This is a genomic window from Fictibacillus barbaricus (assembly GCF_014635025.1).
Taxonomy (GTDB): domain Bacteria; phylum Bacillota; class Bacilli; order Bacillales; family Fictibacillaceae; genus Fictibacillus; species Fictibacillus barbaricus.
Genome location: NZ_BMCE01000008.1, coordinates 23,283 through 41,662, shown reverse-complemented (window position 1 = coordinate 41,662; position 18,380 = coordinate 23,283). Strand labels below are relative to the sequence as shown.

The following is an 18,380-nucleotide window of genomic DNA, read 5'->3' as shown; positions in this document are numbered from 1 at the left end:
GCGATACGCAACACAAAATAACAACCCTTATTTTCGAAACAAGGATAAAAGCCAGCCCCATTTCTCATTAGGTCTTTGTATCGCTTCTTCTAAACGTTTATTAAAATCATTTTGTAAACGCCATTCTTTTATCTGTTCGTTCCGCAGATCTTGTATTTCTTTTTGAAGGAGTTCACTTTTTTCTTTTTCTTGCTGGAGCAATTCTTCGTAATGAGTTTTTTGTTGTTCCGTTAATCTTTCAATTTTTGCATTCGTTTTCTGGGCTGCATTTCCAATTGTAGCACTTATAACATGATGATCCTGCTGAAGCCGGGAAACCGTTATTTTAAGCTGTGACATATCATTGGTCATTTGCATATTCATTTCACGTGCTGCTGCGAGTTCATTGGCTAACACCATTAGGATCTCTTTTAATTGATTGGGATCTTGGGGTAAATCCCCATATGTATCGGGTATAGCAATCTCTGTTTCGTCGGAGTCTTTTAATCTCTCTTTTTGTTGATACACCAGGTCTTTCGCCGTATCGTCTAAGGGCTTGTCCGTATCGCGCAGCGCTATAAGCGCTCCAATGTCAGATTGAACAAAAATACGCCGGTCGCCGTCCTTCAAAAACTCATATCCGTTCCGTTCTAAGATTTGACCATACTTTCGGACAGTAGGTGTGGCAATCCCTACTTCTTCTGCGACTTCCTTAGTCGAGAATGCTCGTTCATTCGGTTGTATATCACGTCGCATATCGGACCTCCTTTTCAATTCAATATAAAATTTTATTCATTTATATGTATGTTATATCGCCCAGCGATACAAACCTAAAAAAGCCGATTCACCTTCTCCATAGGATTCGAAGGTATTAGTAGTGATTCGTCTATATCGCCTAATTATCCTCTTAATAATATCAAAAAGACTACCTCCTTTTTTAGGAAGTAGTCTATTCTTTAAAAATTTTATTTTCGTGACCAACTAAATCCCTATGCGGATTTGGCTTCAAGCTGTCTGTTAGGAGAATTCCACATCTCTGCCCATTTTTTCACAGCAGCGACCATAATAACCAATCCAAGGGTCAGCATGATCACAGAGAGAATCGCATTCAGTACGTTGTAGCCTGGATTTGCTGGATTTAAATAAACATTTTTGACCATCCAGTATCCAGCATAATTGACCGTTACAAATAGATAAGCAAGCGGAATAAGACAAGTAAGCATATATCTTCTTTTATCAGCCATTTTTAATATAACTGTGGCTCCAACAATTAACCCAATCGATGCCATCAGCTGGTTCGATACACCGAATAGCGCCCATACCGAGCCGATATCCCCTGAATAAAGAAGATATCCCCACATAAAGCATGCAAGCGCACTGGCGATAATAGAGCCGGGAACCCAATCCGTTTTCTTCATCGGCTTATAATAATCACCAAAGAAATCCTGGATCAAATAACGGGCAACACGAGTTCCTGCATCAATCGCTGTTAAAATAAACACAGCTTCAAACATAATCACGAACTGGAAGAAATAAGCTGAGAGCTTAGCGAACCATGGAATTTCAGTAAAGATATACGTCATCCCAACAGCAAGAGTTACTGCCCCGCCTGTTCTGCCCTCTAAATCCAAACCGATTTCACGGCTGAGTTCAGGAAGATGGACGACATCCATCCCTAATGTTTTAAATACCTCAGGTGTTGAGTTAATGGCAAAATAATCAGCCGGCTGAAGAGCAGTCGCGGCGATTAATGCCATGATTGCAACCAGGCATTCCACCAGCATCCCGCCAAATCCGACAACTTTAATATCCGACCATTTATCAAGCATCTTTGGCGTGGTACCTGATCCAACAAATGCGTGGAAGCCTGATATCGCACCACAGGCAATTGTAATCGAGATAAACGGCCAGACTGGTCCGGCTAAAATCGGGCCGCCGCCATCAATAAATTTTGTAAAAGCAGGGAATTCAATCGATGGATTAATGATAAAGACACCGACGATTAAGGCAATAAATACACCTATTTTCATAAAGCTGCTTAAGTAATCCCTTGGTGCGAGCAGGAGCCAAACCGGCAGCGCTGCCGCAAAGAAAGCATAAATAGGCAAAATGATAGCCAACGTTTTTGAATCAAGAGTCAGCCAGTCGCCAAGAGCGGTCCCTTGAATCTGCGGCCCCATAAAGACACCGAACATGAGTAAAATAAACCCAACTGTTGATGTTAATTTTAAATTGCCTGTTTTTTTGTAAAAGATACCTACTCCCATAGCGATAGGAATGGTGATGCCGACTGCAAATGTACCCCATGGGTTGTGTTCAAGTGCATGTAGGACAACCATGGACAGTCCCGCCATCGTAATCGTAATGATAAACAGCATCGCAAGGCCTGTACAAAAACCAGCCACAGGACCTAATTCATCTTTTGCAACCTCTGAGAGCGATTTCCCTTTTTTACGCATAGAGGCAAACAATACAACCGCATCATGGACAGCTCCGCCAATTACTGCACCGATCAATAGCCAGAGCAGCCCTGGAAGATATCCGAATTGAGCTGCTAATATTGGGCCGACGAGCGGTCCAGCAGCGGCAATCGCGGCAAAGTGATGTCCGAATGACACCCATTTATTCGTTGGGACATAATCCTTTCCATCATTTAGTTCGTGTGCCGGGGTCGGCTTTTTATCATTTAATTTCATGACTTTTACGGCCATAAATGTTCCATATAACCGATAAGCAATCATTAATATGCAAATGGATCCAATAACAATTGTAACCGCATTCAATTTATTCTCCCCCTCTGCCTTATTTTCGTTTCTGTAAACTTTATCTTACTAAATGAAAACGCTAACATAGGGTTTTCATTTTAAAATGCAGAAATAAGGGGATGAATCACAAAATACTGCAGCTGAAATGCAGCGTTTAAAAGCCAAAATGCTCTTTAAGCTCTTTTGTAAATGTACGGCTCACGGGAATTTTCTCCCCATCCTTCATGATCAGGTTATAGGTGGAGTGAAACCAAGGCTGAATTTCCACAATTTTATCCAAATTGACTAAATACCCACGATGCACTCTAACGATGGATCTCTGATGAAGCTTCCTTTCGTATGTGATCAACGGTTCATTCACCTGATATCTTTGTTTATCTGTTACAATAACCGTTCTTCCTTCAATAGTCCCTATATATACAATTTCATGAACAGGAATCAAAACGATTCGTTCATCAATTGTCACCGCCAATTTATCATTCCGTTTACTAGATGGCAGCATTTTATCCAATGTAGAGCTGTCTCTATTTTCTTTGCCCTTGAGCACTTTAGCCAATTTTTCAACCGTTTGAAGGACCCTGATTTCATCAAAAGGCTTCATAATATAATCAATGGCCTGCAATTCAAATGCCTTTAGCGCGTATTCATCATAGGCCGTTGCGAACACAATCTCCGGACGTGGATTGAGATCCATTATTTTTTCTGCTAAATCCAAACCGCTTTCGTTAGCCAGTTGAATATCCAAAAAAATCACGTCAATCTGTAATTCTTGAATTTGGCTCAACGAGCTTTCTATTGAGTCACCTTCTCCCGCAATTTCCACTTGCTTGCTTCTTTTTAACAGAAACGCCAGTTCATCTCTAGCTAACGGCTCATCATCAACGATAAATGCCTTAAACATATTCCTCACCCCACTTGTTTTGGGTTAAAGGCAGGATCATAGTAACCTTTGTACCTGAATCTTGCTCACTTTCAATCATAAAGGTACCTTCCTTACCGTATATCTCTTTCATGCGCTTTTGAATGTTCCATAAAGCTGTCCCGGTCCCTTCTTCTGATTGAACCGTTTCCGTTCCAATCGATTGCATCAGGGGGGCAGGAATTCCCTTGCCATTATCCTTCGTTGTCAAAACCATTTTATTGTTATCAGTATAAGCTGTAACCGTTACTCTTCCTTTTTTCATGTTCGAAAACGCATGGCGAATCGCATTTTCCACTAAAGGCTGAAGGGTAAACGGGGGGATTAGTACCTTGTTCAGTGCTGGATGAATATCAAAATCCACCTGATACTTCCCTGGAAAACGAGCTTGCTCTAACGATAGATAAGCCTCAACGTGTTCTAATTCCTTTTCCAGCGGAATCAGCATTTGCCTAGCACCCTGCAGGTTGCTGCGAAAGAACACGCTTAATTTGATGAGCAGCTTCCTCGCTTTTTGTGCATCCGTCCGAACCAGGCTAGAAATGGTGTTGATGGCATTAAACAAAAAATGCGGGTGAACCTGTGCCTGCAAGGCTTTAATCTCTGCATCCTTTAATAATCTCCTCTGCTGTTCTGCCTCTGCCAGCTCCAGCTGTGTAGAAAAAAGCCTGCTTAAGCCTTCCGCAAGCTCATGCTCCACCTGATCGAGCTTATTTTGGTCTACAAAGTAAAGCTTCAGTGTCCCAACCGTTTCGCGGTGAACCTGTAAGGGAACAACGATCGCCGCTTCTAAAGGGCAATTTTCACGATAACAATGTATTTCATCTGTTGACCTGGCAATTAAAATCTTCCCATGATCGAGCACTTTTTTCGTTAACATGGTTGCCAATTGTTGTCCGGGCTTATGATGGTCTGAGGCTGCACCGGTATGAGCAAGCACCTGTTCCTTATCCGTTATCGAAATAGCATCCGCTTTTGTTCCTTCTAAAATAATTTTTGCAGCCTCACCGCATGAATGACGGTTTAAACCCTGGCGGAAAAAGGGAAGTGTTTGCTGGGCAATCTGCAGGGCATTGTGGGTCTGAAGCGCCCTTGTACGCTCTTCTTCCATTAAAATACTTTGGATGATTAATATAAAGATCAGCGTGCCGAGCCCATTGATAGAAATCATGGGAACCGCGATAACCTCGACCAGATGAGAAGCCGCTTCATACGGTCTTGCAATGAGCAGGATAACCCCCATTTGTACGCTTTCCATCAGGATCCCGATTGCTACTGCTCCCCATGGTGAATGGTTCCTTGCTATTATTCCATAACGACGCCCAAGAAGACCGGTAATCAATCCAGCTAAAATGGTGGAGACCGCACAGGCTTCAGCCGTAAATCCACCCAGCGTCAAACGATGTATGCCTGCAATTAACCCTGCACCTAAGCCGACGATAGGCCCACCCAACAAACCACCGATGGCTACCCCCATGATGCGGGTATTGGCGATCGCCGCGTCATAATCCACATCCGTCTGCCAGGCCTGAGATATAATGGTTCCATTGTGTATTTCTACACCGGTATAGTTGCTAATGATTCCAAAAGCGCCAAATATGCCAATCAGAATCATTTTGTCTTTTCTATTATGCTCTTGATGAACAATTTGACGGAATGACCTCATTCTAGAAAGCAAAAAAGCCACCATAACAAGGACACCCGCCCGCTCAAGCATTAAGGGCAACAGCTGAAACAGTTTAACCCCCTCCTTCTGTATCGCGTAACGATATAAGCGCTACGATATCAGGCTGTACAATAATACGCCCCTTTTTACATACAGCGCAAATAAAACCTTTTTTTGTCCAATATGAAGGTTTTAAAATTTATATGCAAGTTATATCGCCTAGCGATACGAACCCTAAAAATCCAATTAAAAGCTTCTTCGATTAAATAGCCCTTTAAAAAACAAGCAAAAGACTACTTCCTTTATTATTTGGAAGTAGTCTTTTTTTAACAAATAAATTACATACGTGAACAGTTCTCACTTTACGCAAAAGATGATTCACTATTTTCTAAAGCGCGAAAGGCAGATATAATAGATTATTAATATGATAAAAACGAAAGAGGTAATTTTGTGAATACAACATACTCATCCTTAGAAACAACTAAAACAAAAGTATTAGTCATCAATGCACTTTTCGTGGCATTGACTCTTGTAGCAACAATGTTCATTAACTTTAAGCTGCCAATCATGGGTAACGGAGGCCTCATCCATCTTGGTAATGTTCCTCTATTCATTGCTGCATTCGTTTTCGGCAGAAAAACAGGGGCCATTGCAGGTGCCTTCGGAATGGGCTTATTTGATCTTATCTCCGGTTGGACAGTGTGGGCGCCGTTTACCTTCGTTATCGTAGGAGCAATGGGCTATGTAGCCGGCCTTATATCTGAAAAAGTCCCCGGCAAACGAGTGATCGTATACACAATGGCCGTTATAGTCGCAATGATTATAAAAATTGTAGGCTACTATTTTGCTGAAGTTGTCCTTTACGGCAACTGGATTCAGCCATTCGGATCAATCCCAGGAAACGTCTTACAGGTCGTTATTGCTGGTATCATAGTCGTACCGCTAGTAGCACGCATAAAGAAAAGAATTTTATAAATATATGAGTTGCTAATTTAGCAGCGATTGCACCCTTTAGAGCAGTTACTTTGAAAAAAGACTGCTTTATGGGGTGTTTTTTTGTGGAAATGTAAGCAAATGAGTTCGTGGCTGATGACCGCTTCAGGATGCTCGCTTTCCACGAGGGGTAAGGTGAGCTAGCTAGCTAACTGCGCATTTAAAGTCTCACCTGTCCCGCTGCTCCCGCAGGAGTCTCGCACCTTCCGCTCAATAGTAGCAAAAAGTCCCTCCCAAAAAAGATAGACCTTTTAAAGTTATTTCGGTTGTCCAAGACTCTGCAGAAAATTCTCATCACACTTCACTTCGCCGAAATGTTAAAATAAATGATACTTCAAACTCAAAGGTGGAAAGACTTTCTACCCTCAAATTCTACATATCAGGGCAACTTAGGAGTGTATGTAAGCATGAACAAAAAAGATATAGCACAGATTCGAAAGCAATTTAAAAAAGATAACGATTTACTCAAAATCTCCAGTATTTTTAATGTCTATATTATGAAGGAATCAAGTGATATTTATCATCACCAGAGTCAACCATTTGAAATGCTTGACTCAGACCAACAAGAGTTATTTATGAATAACTTTAAAAAACTGCTTGGCGGAAATTTAGATGAGAAGCTCTTTGAATTAAAGTTTCAAAAGGATGCTGAAAACAACAGTCAGCTCATTTTGCATCAAGGATTACTCAGCAGTGATGTAGAAGACTGGAAAGAGCGAATGCTCCAAATGGTAGGTAAAATGCTTTTAAATCGACAATACGAGATGGATATTGTCATTACATTTATTCGTGGAGAATATTTTAAGCCCACGAAACGCCGAAATGAAGAGGCTGTGGAAAGTGAACGAGATACCGTTTACTCTTTCCCCTTTATTCTGTGCAGTATAAACAATACACAAGAACCAAAAAAAGAACTGCTCTTTGACTATGTTGAAAAAGAATTCAAATATAATTTTGTTGTTGACCCCATTATCAACCTCAATGCGCCGATCGGAGGATTTCTATTCCCTTGTTTTACCGATAATGCAGCAGATGTTAACCATATTTTATATGCAGCAGGAAAAGTACACGAGCCTGATCACCAATTCATAGAGAACGTTTTAAATGGTGAAGAAACGATGACGGCAAAGGATGATAAAATCGTTTTTGAAGAAATTTTAAAAGACGTAACAAGAGATCAATTAAATACATCCACTCTCTCAAATGTGTATGAAGAAATTAACCGTATGATTGAAGAAAATGAAGAGGAAGAACACCCAAAATTAGATTCTAAGGACGTTGAACGCGTTTTAAAAATGAGCGGCCTTGAAGATATAAGTGCGGAAAAGGTAGAATCTGCCTTCCAAAAAGTTATTGATGATGACAAATATGAGATAAAAGCAAGCAGCATCGTGCCGAAGTATACTTCAAAATCGATTAAAATTAACACAAAAATAGCTAACATTTCTATTAGTCCGCAAGATTTAAGGTACGTCAAACAAGTTCATCTTAGCGGTAAACGTTACCTCATGATCGAAGTGGAAGAAGATACAGTCATCGAAGGCTTTACAATGATTCCAGAGGCTTTTGGGGAGAAAGTAGAAAAGTAATATTCTTAGGAGTGGTTGATTTCCGTTTCAGGATGCTCGCTTTCCGCGGGGCGTGCGGTGAGCCTCTCGGCGCTTTGCGCCTGTGGGGTCTCACCTGTCCCGCTGCTCCCGCAGGAGTCTCGCATCTTGCACTCCAATCAACTTGTCAATGAAGGCTCTTTAAAAAAACAACCCAAAATCAGATATCTTGTTGAAAAGAACCTCTTTGTTGATTAATCTGAATAACTCATCAAGCAAAAAAAAAAGCTTCTCTCAAGTTTGTTCATCTTATGAGAAGCCTTTTTTATAGTTTCCTAGGTAAGCCAAATGTTAGCATTTCACTCTCACTTAGGGGCAGATTTCATCATGCCGCCCGTAAGTCCAACGATTTGTAACGTGTTTAACATTAGTTTACGAAAGTTTATTTTACCGCATTATATAAGTTTTTTAGTTTTCTTATTGTAATATCTATAACGATAATTAATGGCAAAACAAATAAGGATACCACTTATAATTACGGTATCCTCTAAATAATGGTTCTTATTTAATTTCATCTAAAAGGTGGTACGCTTCTTCTTTTGTTTTTACTGTTAATAATTGTTCTCTAAAGGTTTCATCCATTAGTTTACGCGACAGCATTTGAAGAATCTTTAAATGCTCGTTTCCTTCACTTTGTTTAGGAACCGCAATCATAAAAATTAATTTGGCTGCTGTACCATCTAAACTATTCCATTCAACGCCTACTGGTTTTATTCCAAAGGCAACAGCAGGTTTTTTGACCGAATTGGATTTTCCATGCGGAATAGCAATATTCATCCCTATCCCCGTCGTACTTTCATTCTCACGATCCAAGATGGCTTTTTTAAACGCCTCTTTAGAGGATAACAAACCGTTATTGTCAAATTTCTGTATCATTTCATCGATTACATTATCACGCGTTTCACCCGTTATATCGATATCAATTAGATCGAGGGATGTGATGTCAGTAAGCTTCTGAATCTCTTTTTCTTTTTCGAATGTTTCATGTTGAACAATTTTCGTTTCCTCTTCATTTACGGTCTCGTTTTCAGGCTCAACATCTTTTTTGAGCAGGTTAATCATGATCGCTGTCACAATAACTCCTGTTATTACGGCAATAAAGAACATCAACACATTATCTACTGCTCCTAATACGGCAACGATTGGTCCGCCGTGAGCTACTCTGTCTCCTACATTTCCAAGCATTGCAATAACAGAACCCGTCATTGAACCAACCATGATACTCGGGATAACACGCAATGGATCTTGTGCAGCAAAAGGAATGGCACCTTCTGTAATTCCGAATAACCCCATCGTGAAAGCTGCTTTCCCTGCTTCTCGTTCAGCCTGCCGGAATTTTCTTTTACTCAAGAACGTAGCAACACCCATTCCGATAGGAGGGATACAAATCGCTGCTGCAATAGGTCCCATGATTTCATAGTTTCCTTCCCCAATCATGGCAGAACCAAAGAGAAAAGCTACCTTATTGACCGGTCCGCCCATATCAAAGGAAATCATTGCGCCTAAAATCAACGCTAATAACAATGAACTGCTGCCTTGCATACCAGCTAACCATGTTGTAAGCACCTCAAACACTTTAGCTACAGGTGCGCCAATAACAAAGATAAAAGCCAGACCTACAATGAGCGAGGATAACACAGGAATGATAATAATCGGCATAATCGGTTGAATTGCTTTTGGTACTTTAACCTTTTTAATCGCCAGTGCAACATACCCGGCTAAGAAACCGGCAATGATTCCTCCTAGAAAGCCTGCGCCTGCTTCACTTCCGTAAAAGCTTCCGGTTGCTGCTATATAACCGCCGATTATACCCGGCGCAAGCCCTGGGCGATCCGCGATACTATAAGCGATGAATCCTGCTAGTATCGGAATCATGAACGTGAAGGACGCTCCACCGATCATCTCGATCTTTTTCCAGAACGAGTCATCTGATATGACGATGCCTCCTGGTGTTTTGTCTCCCCCAAGAGTAAGTGCGATCGCGATTAAAAGTCCGCCAACGACAATGAAAGGAATCATATAAGAGACACCATTCATTAAATGACGATAGATCGGATTTTCTTTTTTATCTATTTTACTATCATAAGAAGTGCCCGAGTTCGATTGATAGACAGATACGTCTTTGCTCATTATTTTCTTAATAAGCTGTTCAGGTTTTCTTATCCCGTCTTGTACACCGACAACTAACAGCTTTTTACCGTTAAATCGATCTTTGTTTACTGTTTTATCAGCAGCGATGATTATACCGTCAGCTTCTTGAATGTCTTTTTCCGAAAACTCATTCTCTACCCCTATAGAACCTTGAGTTTCAATTTTCATTTGAACTCCTAAACGATCAGCTGCTTTTTGAAGATTTTCGGCAGCCATATACGTATGAGCAATCCCATTTGGGCAAGATGTTATAGCTAATAATTTCATATGGATTCTCCTCTAACTCTTTATTGAAATCGCTTACACATACTATACAATTAAAAGTCTCGACAAAAAATCCGGATTATTACCGGAGCTTCCGGAAAAATGAATTTTTAATATAAAAACAAGGCTCAATGGCCTTGTTTGATGAACTGCTTATAAAGAGATAAAAAGCTTAGTATATCTTTTTCTTTTAATAGCGTTTGAATCATCTCAGGTTGACTGCTCATATAAGAAATTTCTCTAAATAATTGTTGGGTTCCTTCTCGATCTTCATTCTTGATTGCCAGCATTAACACAATCGATACTTTTTCAGCACCCCATTCAATCGGATGCTGAAGCGTCGCCACTGCAATTGATGAATGCTTAACAAAACTTGGATGCCCATGTGGAATTGCTATTCCAGACCCTATTGTTGTGGCTGACATCTTTTCTCTAACGATTGCATTTTGGGTGTATTCTTTTTCAACATATTCTTTTTTATGGAGAGCGGCTGCTAGTTTCTCTATTAATTCATACTTGTTCGTGGTGTTTTCGTGTAAAAACACTAAAAAAGGAGTGGTATATTTCAAAAGGACGGAATCGTTAAATCCTTTCTTTTCTGGGTTATCTTGCTTTTTCAAGAAATCCTCTAGCCTATTCACATCCGAATTTTCTAATAAAGGTGAGACAACGATATGCGGAGTTCTTAAATCCGTGAGAGATGTTGTACTTATAATGACGTCTACCTTATGTTTCTTTAAATAAACATTCAATTCAGCTTTAGCCACACAATCCATTATATGGACATGATGAAATCTTTGTTCAACCTTTGTTCTCAGCAGCTGGGACATCCCTACCCCCATATGACAGACAATGAGTACATTTTTGACTTTTGTCTTTTTATTTTTAAGCCGCTCCAATGATGCTTGAAAGTGCAGTGTTAAATATCCTGCTTCTTCTTCCGGAATGTTAAGTGCTTTGGTCTCGTCTACTTCCTCAAGGACATGTATCATCATATCAAACATATAAGGATATAATTTTTTTATTTCATTCAGCATGGGATTAGACACTGCGAGATCGTACTTCAGCCGGTTTAATGTTGTATATAAATGAACTTTCAACCCATTCATTAACACTTCGTCTTCTTTAAAATCGACCATGCACAACGCGGACATATTTACGATCAGACTCTCTACTAAGTGGTTAAGTACTGGATGATTTTCAGCAAGATCATCCATATTTTGACCTTCAGTATTTTGGCTGTACCGAACCTTTCCACCTAGCAGCCGTAATGCTAGATATGCAATCTCTGCTTCAGAAAAATGCATATAGAAAGATTTTTCTAATTTTTTGAGAAGTTCTATTGCCCATGCATATTCTTTTTTATTTTTAAGTTTCATTATTTCGATATTTGATGTGGATATAGACTGATTTAATTTTGAACGCTTAATCATCAATAAAATATGAACGGTCAATCCTTCCACCGTTTCGTCTGTGAAAAAAATATGTTGTTTTTGCTGCATTTCTTTTAATTCATGTATAACCATATCAACTTCATGTGGCAAGAATTGTTTCTTCAAAAACAGGTTGGCAGGCTCCTTACGTACAAGCAGCTCAGATAAGCGAGAAAGAGCAGACCTCTTGTCTTTTTCAAATCCTTCTACATGTAAGCCGACCTTTTGTTTCGTAACAAGAGTCAGATTAAACTTTTTGAGCCACACTTCTAATAGATCTAAATCTTTTTTTATGGCCGATTTCGCAACAAAGTATCTGCTTGATAGATCTTGAGCAGTCAGTGGTTTGACACTCATCAACAAATGATAAGCAATCTGAACGACTCTTTCATCATCGGATTCCTGAATATCCCTACCATTAGTCACATGCAAATCATTATATAATCGTGCCTTTTCATCTTTATCAATTTCTAAAAATATTCCTAGACCAGGCTTTCGAATAATTTTGGCATCCGACCGCCGTTTGAGGAACTCTTCTATCACTTTAAGGTCACTCCGAACCGTTTTTTCAGAACAACCTACTTTTTCTGCTATATCCTGTCCTAACAAAAATTCACCTGCTTGAGTGAGTAAAATACGCAGAATTGTTTTCTGTCTATCATTCATCCTTACACCTGCTTGTTTTGTGAGTTGCTTTGTTCATTATCTTTTAACAATTTATTACCAATTAGTATGTATTAACTGTCTACTAGAAACTCATTTTATTGAAGACAACTTTAAGAAGACTCTTCTTATTATATCTACTCAGCAAAAAGTAACACCTAAAAAGAATACGGGCTTATTTAACCCGTACCCTTGATGAACTTTTATATTTGTTTTTTATACTGATGTTTTTGTATGCTGTACACGTTTGTTATCCATTGTTACAGCGGCTGCCAGTACAAGATAAATCAATAGAATCCATAATTGGATTTTCAGTTCGGACCAATCTCCCAATAAAATAATCTCGTGCAATCCCCGAAGTGAATGAGCCATTGGCAGTACCTATCAACAAGCATTACCGTATCATCCATTTTTATATCCGTTTCTTAGCTTATTTGCAAAGTTATCATACCGTTATGTAGTTGTTACAAAAGAAATGAAAAAAGAGGCTTCCCAAAAGTTTAAAGAACTAATGGAAAACCTCTAAATCCAACCCTTTGTTAAAGGGTTTTCGAGCTCATGATTACATCATGCCGCCCATACAACCATGGGTTTGTAACATGTTTAACAAGATTCTACATTATAAGATAAACACGCGTTATTAAAACGATTCCAAAGCACTTTGAAGTAATATCTTTTACATTAAATGATAATTAATTACAGTATTACGTTACCCTTCTGTTACCCCATTTTAATTAGAGCTTGCCTATATTCGGCAGGCTCTAAGTGTTTAGCAAATAATATTTTTTATACATAAAGTGAGATCACAAATTTAGCTCCCAAGATAACTATAAGCGCTAAAAATTCAAAAACTGCAATTCCAATGTGATCTCGTGTTTTTATTTTGTTTTTATAAGAATAAGTTATCCTATTTTCCATAGCTTCAATTAACTTATCTTTTTCTTCCTTTGTTAATAGTGGGAAGTCTATAGAGTTATTAATCACATGTTTTTTTAATTCTCTTTCTGCTGTTTTTTCTGCATTTTGTTCGTCTTTATTATATATATCTTCATAAGGTTTATTGTACTTTTTCGTGGCATAGATATACCAAAGCATCTTTAAGAGAAAAAAAGGAATAAAAATTACTGCAATCCAAGTTCCATTTAACTTAGTAGACATTAAAAATAACGCCAGAAAGTAAATAGCTGCAAGTACAACAGATATTATAGTAGCTTTAATATAAGCACGATAGATTTTTTTTAGCTCTTTTACATGACTATTATTAAAAAAATTATTCAAAGCATGAGCAGCTTCGTGAGCTCCAACCACTGCGGCCTCATAATCATCATCCTTGTAATGATTATTATTAAGATATATAACAGTGTCATGAGGATTATCAGGGTCATAGGAGCAGCGGGACACCCCTAAATCTATATACTTGATTTCCTTATAACTAAAATTGTTACCATCAAGAATTGCTGTAGCTATGTCTTTAGATTTAATTACCACTTCTTCTCCCCCAAATTAGAAACTAAAGTCATTCAATATTTAATTGTTTGGTTATATTCAAAGACTCTCAACCATAATTGGCTGAGAGCCTTTTAGCAATCTAACGATTAGTTATAAAACAGTTCATTTAGTCTTCGTTTCCATTCATCTTCAAACACCACTTGGAACTCGATTCTCTTATCACCAAACTCTAACCCTAATTCGTTCCATGAGGTCTTCTCCCCAATTTCGTTACATAATGCAAAGATGCTCTGCTTATATTTGGTATCCTCGTTCTTTAAGTGTAGTCCCTTTGTTTCTACTACAAAGATGTTATCAAAGTCAGCTTCACTTTCTTTACTTTTTTCCGTAAAGATAAAGTCAGGATATACTTTTCCTTTCTTCCAACCTTGTATGTAGTAATCTGCACGGACGGCATTTCGGTACCACCATAAGAGTTTCTCTTGTTCATCTAAATATATTGCAACGGATTGTTCCAGGTCATTAAAGTCTTCCTCTGGAACGTAATCAAATAGGCTTAATTGAATAGGATCACCATTTGAACGGGTTAACTTTTTAGTTTTCTTTTTAACCTTAATATGGTGCGGCAACTTATATCCACCTTGTTTTTTCTCTATGAAGAAGTGCAATAGATTATCTTCAATTAATGCTCTGAACACTTTTTCACTTAATCTATCCCGCTCCTGTTCTATGTTTTTTACCAATTCTTCCACAATGAAAACCAGATTAGAAGCAATTGTAGTATCATCATAATTCTTACGGAGGATTTCAATTGTTTGTTTAGCAAAATCAAAAGCCACCCATGGATTCGGAACTAATCCCATTAGATGACGGGTTATAAATACGTAATCGATTGAAAGACCGATAGTCTGTTCTTGACCACTTCTCTTTTCAATTACGTCTTTTTCATCAGTGCTTAAACCAACATCAATAACTTCATCTTTGAGTTTCTTGTCTCCCAATTTCAATTCTTCAATTAGAGAGAGATTCACTTCATCCCAATTAACTCTACTAACAAGATCCATTTCATAACTGATTTCTCGCCACTTGCTTTCTTCTTGTATTACAAAGCGAGGCAGGTAAACCGTCCCTTCAAATTGCTTAAATTGTTCACGGTATCCAACAGTTTCTTCTCTAACTTGGGTCGGCTGGTTATCATTAGTACCTTGAATGATTCGTCCTGCCAAATCACCTAAACCTTCCCCTTCGAGCCCTGTTTTAATTTCGTTAAGAACATTACGGGCTTCTCTTTGGAAGCAATACACATAACTTTCGTTCAATTCCGAAACATTAGTTTTTCTTCCATATGGTTGGCGAAGGATTCGACCAACTAGCTGAGTAAGAGCAGTTTGTGCTGTTGGATTAGTTAAAATTGTAAGCACATATGCAAAAGAGCAATCCCATCCCTCTTGTAGTGCTGCTTTCGTAATAATATACCGGATCTGACACTCCTGAGATAACAAATCAATGCCTTCAATATCATCTGTTTCACTAGTTTTAATCGCTATCTCATCAGATGAAATCCCACATTCATTGATAAGGTATTCCTTAGCATCATCTGCGTGAATAAAACCTTGGCCTCTTTGTTTTTTTCCAGTACGTTCAACTTGAATCAAGGCAATTGGTCTAATATACTTCCCAGTATTTGCTTCGTATTCGATAGCGTATTTCTCAAGAACATTTCGTTTCTCGACACTTGCAAGTAATGTATCTTTCCAATTTGTACTAGATTTATTTGTAATATGAAGGTCTAGCTTAATCATTTCTTCTTTATTAAGGTCTTGTCCTTTTACGTTTACTAATACGTTACTTCCTTCTGGGGGTGTGGCTGATAACTCTACGACAAATCGTGGATTGAAGTTACGAATTGTTTTTTGAGCGTTTTCACTGTATGCTCTTTGCCCTTCATCAATGATAATCATCGGTTTTATACGTTTTAAAGTGTTTCCCAACGATGTTTTAATTTGTTTCCCGAAAAACTCTCCCTCTTCTCCAAAATAATCAAGATTTGGGAAAGCCTCAAGAAGCCGTTCGTGTTCTGTCGGCTGATCTTCTGGTGGGAAAAACGATTCAAAGCCACCTGCATCTTGAAAGATCTTTAAAGACTCATTGTTTCTTCTATTTGCCGATGGAAGCATTAAAAGCATAATAACTAAATTTTCTTCAACATCTTGTGGTGTAAACCTATTGGTTTTTTCTATAATCATTGTTCTCCCACCACTGGAGATATCTAATGCTTGCCGGTACGGATGTTCTCTGTTTTGTAAAGCCGACAACGTTTGTCGGTATATTTGTGTAGTTGGCACTACCCAGAGTACAAACCCGGATTTTTTATTTAGGTAATGAGCATTTATCAATTCTATCGTGTAGGTAGCAAGTAAAGTTTTCCCTCCACCTGTAGGTACTTTTAAGCAAAAGTTCGGCAAATCTTCATTGAGCCCGTTCTTTTTAGAAGTATAGGGCTTGTCGACGAACTTTTCCCAAGCCTTTTGTGGAAAATCAATCGATAAGTCTGGATCAATTGCTAAGGCTTTATCGTTTTTAGCTTTGAACTCCGAAAGCGTTTCAACATACCCTTTAACTTGTTTAAGTACTTCTTTTTGATATTCTTTTAGTTCCATTTTTATCAGTCCTTAAGTCGATAGATTTCAAATGGGAGTTGTGAGTATTCAATCCTATAATTTAATAAATACTCTTGATCCAAGTATTTCATCGGCGCAAAGACCAATCTCTGTTTACCAGTGTATTCGCCTAAATTCTTGGCTACCTCTAAATTTAATGAAGTTGTCCGTAAATACGCCAAATCTGGTTGGTAAAACATATATACTTCGTATTCTTTACTTTCTCCAATAAAGTTTCTATTTGTATCAATACATTCTGGATCAAACTCTTCACCAGTAGCGGTATAGAAGATATAACGTGCTAAATCTTCGTATGAAGGGAGTTTTTCTCCATGTAGAATTGCCTCCATCTCTATTGGATCGCCTAATTGAAAATATGAAAATGTACCACCTAATCCGGCTTTGATATTTTCATTTCTACTTTTTGGTACACCTTTAATTACGCGCCTTACTCTTTCTGCTGTAACTTCATTTGTGTATTCTTCCATTTCAACAAGGATAAATTTACGTTCTGTTTCATCCTCTTTGTTCAGTTCTAAAACTGCTTGCCCAGTAGTACCAGAGCCAGCAAAACTATCAAGAATAATATCTCCATCTTTAGTTGATTGTTTAATAATATCTTTAATTAAATATGGAGATTTGGGGTTTTGGAATGTTTTATTACCCATTACTTCTTTATAACTCTTGGTGCCTGCGTCACTTGAATGAGATTTTTTTAACCAAATACTTTTCGGTTTAACTTTTTTTAAATCTCCACCTAATAACATAAAATCTTTTTGGAAGACATCATATTCATTTCTTCCTCCAACTAACCGCACCATAAGTTCATCAATACGCTCTTGTGCGGTTAATTTACCCCATCTCCATCGACCATCTTCACCGCTAGAAAGTTTTGGTGTAATTTCTACATCATTCTCTGTCATCTGGGTTAGAGAAAGTTCTTCTGTATCAGGATTATAATAAAATGGGTAATACATTTCTGGTCTATCCTCACGTTTGGAACCAGCTCCCCTTTTTCTAAGTCCTTGTAAGCGGAAATATTCACCATCATCATCTATCTCGGTGTATTCTTCCTGATATTCCTCTGGAATTGGTAAACCATAAGTATCATAAAGGGTAGACTTTCTGTAAACCAAAAGAAATTCATGGGCTGTAGCAAAATATCTGTCATCACTTCTGCCCTTCAAATTGTTTATAACCGAAATTTGCCCAATAAAATTATTTTCATCAAAAACCTCATCCATTAACGCACGAAGGTTATGAACTTCATTATCATCAATACTTGCAAAGATAACACCATCTTCACTTAATAGTTCTTTAAGAAGTTTTAATCTTGGCATCATCATACACAGCCATTTATCATGGCGAGACAAATCATCTTTATCAACTACATCACCTAACCAAGATTGAATCATTGGGGAATTCACATTATCGTTATATACCCATCCTTCGTTACCTGTATTGTAGGGTGGATCAATGTAAATACATTTTACTCTTCCTGCATATGTAGGGAGCAGCGCTTTTAAAGCCTTTAAATTATCGCCGTGAATAATGAGGTTGTCATTTAAACTAACTTTATTCGTCAAACTCTTATCTTTATCTGGAACAAGTTGATGGTATTTTACTGCATAATGATGGTTTTGTACGAAACTCTTACCTTTAAAATTTAAAATTGGCATACATTTCGCCTCCTCAGAACATATAGTCCCGCTTTTTCTTTTTTATTAGTTTATCAATCTAACATTTCAAAGTTTACTGTTAGTAAAAATTATCTATTATATCATATCATTGTTTCATAATGTAATAACAGTACATTTTATCCGCTGGGATT

12 protein-coding genes are annotated in these 18,380 nt (G+C 38.2%); 2 read left to right on the top strand and 10 right to left on the bottom strand.

The annotated features are described in order from the left end of the window. Nucleotides 1–27: 27 nt before the first annotated feature. The 4 genes from IEV52_RS21400 to IEV52_RS21385 all read right to left on the bottom strand — a co-directional run bounded on the left by IEV52_RS21400 (nt 28) and on the right by IEV52_RS21385 (nt 5,401). Entirely contained in the window at nt 28–735 is a 708-nt protein-coding gene (locus tag IEV52_RS21400) for a hypothetical protein (protein ID WP_188404590.1), read from the bottom strand. A 233-nt stretch (nt 736–968) separates the two neighbouring features. Continuing rightward, a complete protein-coding gene (gene cstA, locus IEV52_RS21395; protein WP_188404589.1) occupies nt 969–2,762 on the bottom strand; it encodes a carbon starvation protein CstA in 1,794 nt (597 codons plus the stop codon). A 136-nt stretch (nt 2,763–2,898) separates the two neighbouring features. Then, nucleotides 2,899–3,645, bottom strand: coding sequence for a LytR/AlgR family response regulator transcription factor (locus tag IEV52_RS21390; RefSeq protein ID WP_188404588.1), 747 nt, complete (start codon nt 3,643–3,645; stop codon nt 2,899–2,901). After that, nucleotides 3,638–5,401: a sensor histidine kinase gene (locus IEV52_RS21385; protein WP_188404598.1), complete on the bottom strand. Its 1,764-nt coding sequence runs from the start codon at nt 5,399–5,401 to the stop codon at nt 3,638–3,640. Before IEV52_RS21385 ends, IEV52_RS21390 begins: the two co-directional genes overlap by 8 nt. 378 nt (nt 5,402–5,779) lie before the next feature. Here IEV52_RS21385 and IEV52_RS21380 point away from each other — a divergent pair, with 378 nt between their 5' ends. Further along, nucleotides 5,780–6,304 carry an ECF transporter S component gene (locus IEV52_RS21380; protein ID WP_188404587.1) on the top strand — a complete coding sequence of 175 codons (525 nt, stop codon included), beginning with the start codon at nt 5,780–5,782 and terminating at the stop codon, nt 6,302–6,304. A 425-nt stretch (nt 6,305–6,729) separates the two neighbouring features. After that, nucleotides 6,730–7,911, top strand: coding sequence for a DUF4317 domain-containing protein (locus tag IEV52_RS21375; RefSeq protein WP_188404586.1), 1,182 nt, complete (start codon nt 6,730–6,732; stop codon nt 7,909–7,911). 519 nt (nt 7,912–8,430) lie between these two features. Here IEV52_RS21375 and IEV52_RS21370 read toward each other — a convergent pair. The 6 genes from IEV52_RS21370 to IEV52_RS21345 form a co-directional block, all read right to left on the bottom strand. Continuing rightward, a complete protein-coding gene (locus IEV52_RS21370; RefSeq protein WP_188404585.1) occupies nt 8,431–10,347 on the bottom strand; it encodes a PTS fructose transporter subunit IIABC in 1,917 nt (638 codons plus the stop codon). A gap of 125 nt (nt 10,348–10,472) precedes the next feature. Further along, on the bottom strand, nt 10,473–12,443 hold the full coding sequence (locus IEV52_RS21365; RefSeq protein ID WP_188404584.1) for a BglG family transcription antiterminator: 1,971 nt from the start codon (nt 12,441–12,443) through the stop codon (nt 10,473–10,475). A gap of 213 nt (nt 12,444–12,656) precedes the next feature. Beyond that, nucleotides 12,657–12,812, bottom strand: coding sequence for a hypothetical protein (locus IEV52_RS21360; protein ID WP_188404583.1), 156 nt, complete (start codon nt 12,810–12,812; stop codon nt 12,657–12,659). Nucleotides 12,813–13,226: 414 nt separating this feature from the next. Further along, nucleotides 13,227–13,928, bottom strand: a complete 702-nt coding sequence (locus IEV52_RS21355) for a zinc metallopeptidase (protein ID WP_188404582.1) — start codon at nt 13,926–13,928, stop codon at nt 13,227–13,229. A 107-nt stretch (nt 13,929–14,035) separates the two neighbouring features. Continuing rightward, a complete protein-coding gene (locus IEV52_RS21350; protein WP_188404581.1) occupies nt 14,036–16,549 on the bottom strand; it encodes a DEAD/DEAH box helicase in 2,514 nt (837 codons plus the stop codon). A 5-nt stretch (nt 16,550–16,554) separates the two neighbouring features. Next, on the bottom strand, nt 16,555–18,228 hold the full coding sequence (locus IEV52_RS21345) for a site-specific DNA-methyltransferase (protein ID WP_188404580.1): 1,674 nt from the start codon (nt 18,226–18,228) through the stop codon (nt 16,555–16,557). Between the last annotated feature and the right edge of the window lie 152 nt (nt 18,229–18,380).

Coding starts and splice junctions, on each gene's coding strand:
- IEV52_RS21390 (WP_188404588.1), bottom strand. CDS start 3,645: ATGTTTAAGGCATTTATCGTTGATGATGAGCCGTTAGCTAGAGATGAA.
- IEV52_RS21370 (WP_188404585.1), bottom strand. CDS start 10,347: ATGAAATTATTAGCTATAACATCTTGCCCAAATGGGATTGCTCATACG.
- IEV52_RS21350 (WP_188404581.1), bottom strand. CDS start 16,549: ATGGAACTAAAAGAATATCAAAAAGAAGTACTTAAACAAGTTAAAGGG.
- IEV52_RS21400 (WP_188404590.1), bottom strand. CDS start 735: ATGCGACGTGATATACAACCGAATGAACGAGCATTCTCGACTAAGGAA.
- IEV52_RS21365 (WP_188404584.1), bottom strand. CDS start 12,443: ATGAATGATAGACAGAAAACAATTCTGCGTATTTTACTCACTCAAGCA.
- IEV52_RS21345 (WP_188404580.1), bottom strand. CDS start 18,228: ATGCCAATTTTAAATTTTAAAGGTAAGAGTTTCGTACAAAACCATCAT.
- IEV52_RS21360 (WP_188404583.1), bottom strand. CDS start 12,812: ATGGCTCATTCACTTCGGGGATTGCACGAGATTATTTTATTGGGAGAT.
- IEV52_RS21375 (WP_188404586.1), top strand. CDS start 6,730: ATGAACAAAAAAGATATAGCACAGATTCGAAAGCAATTTAAAAAAGAT.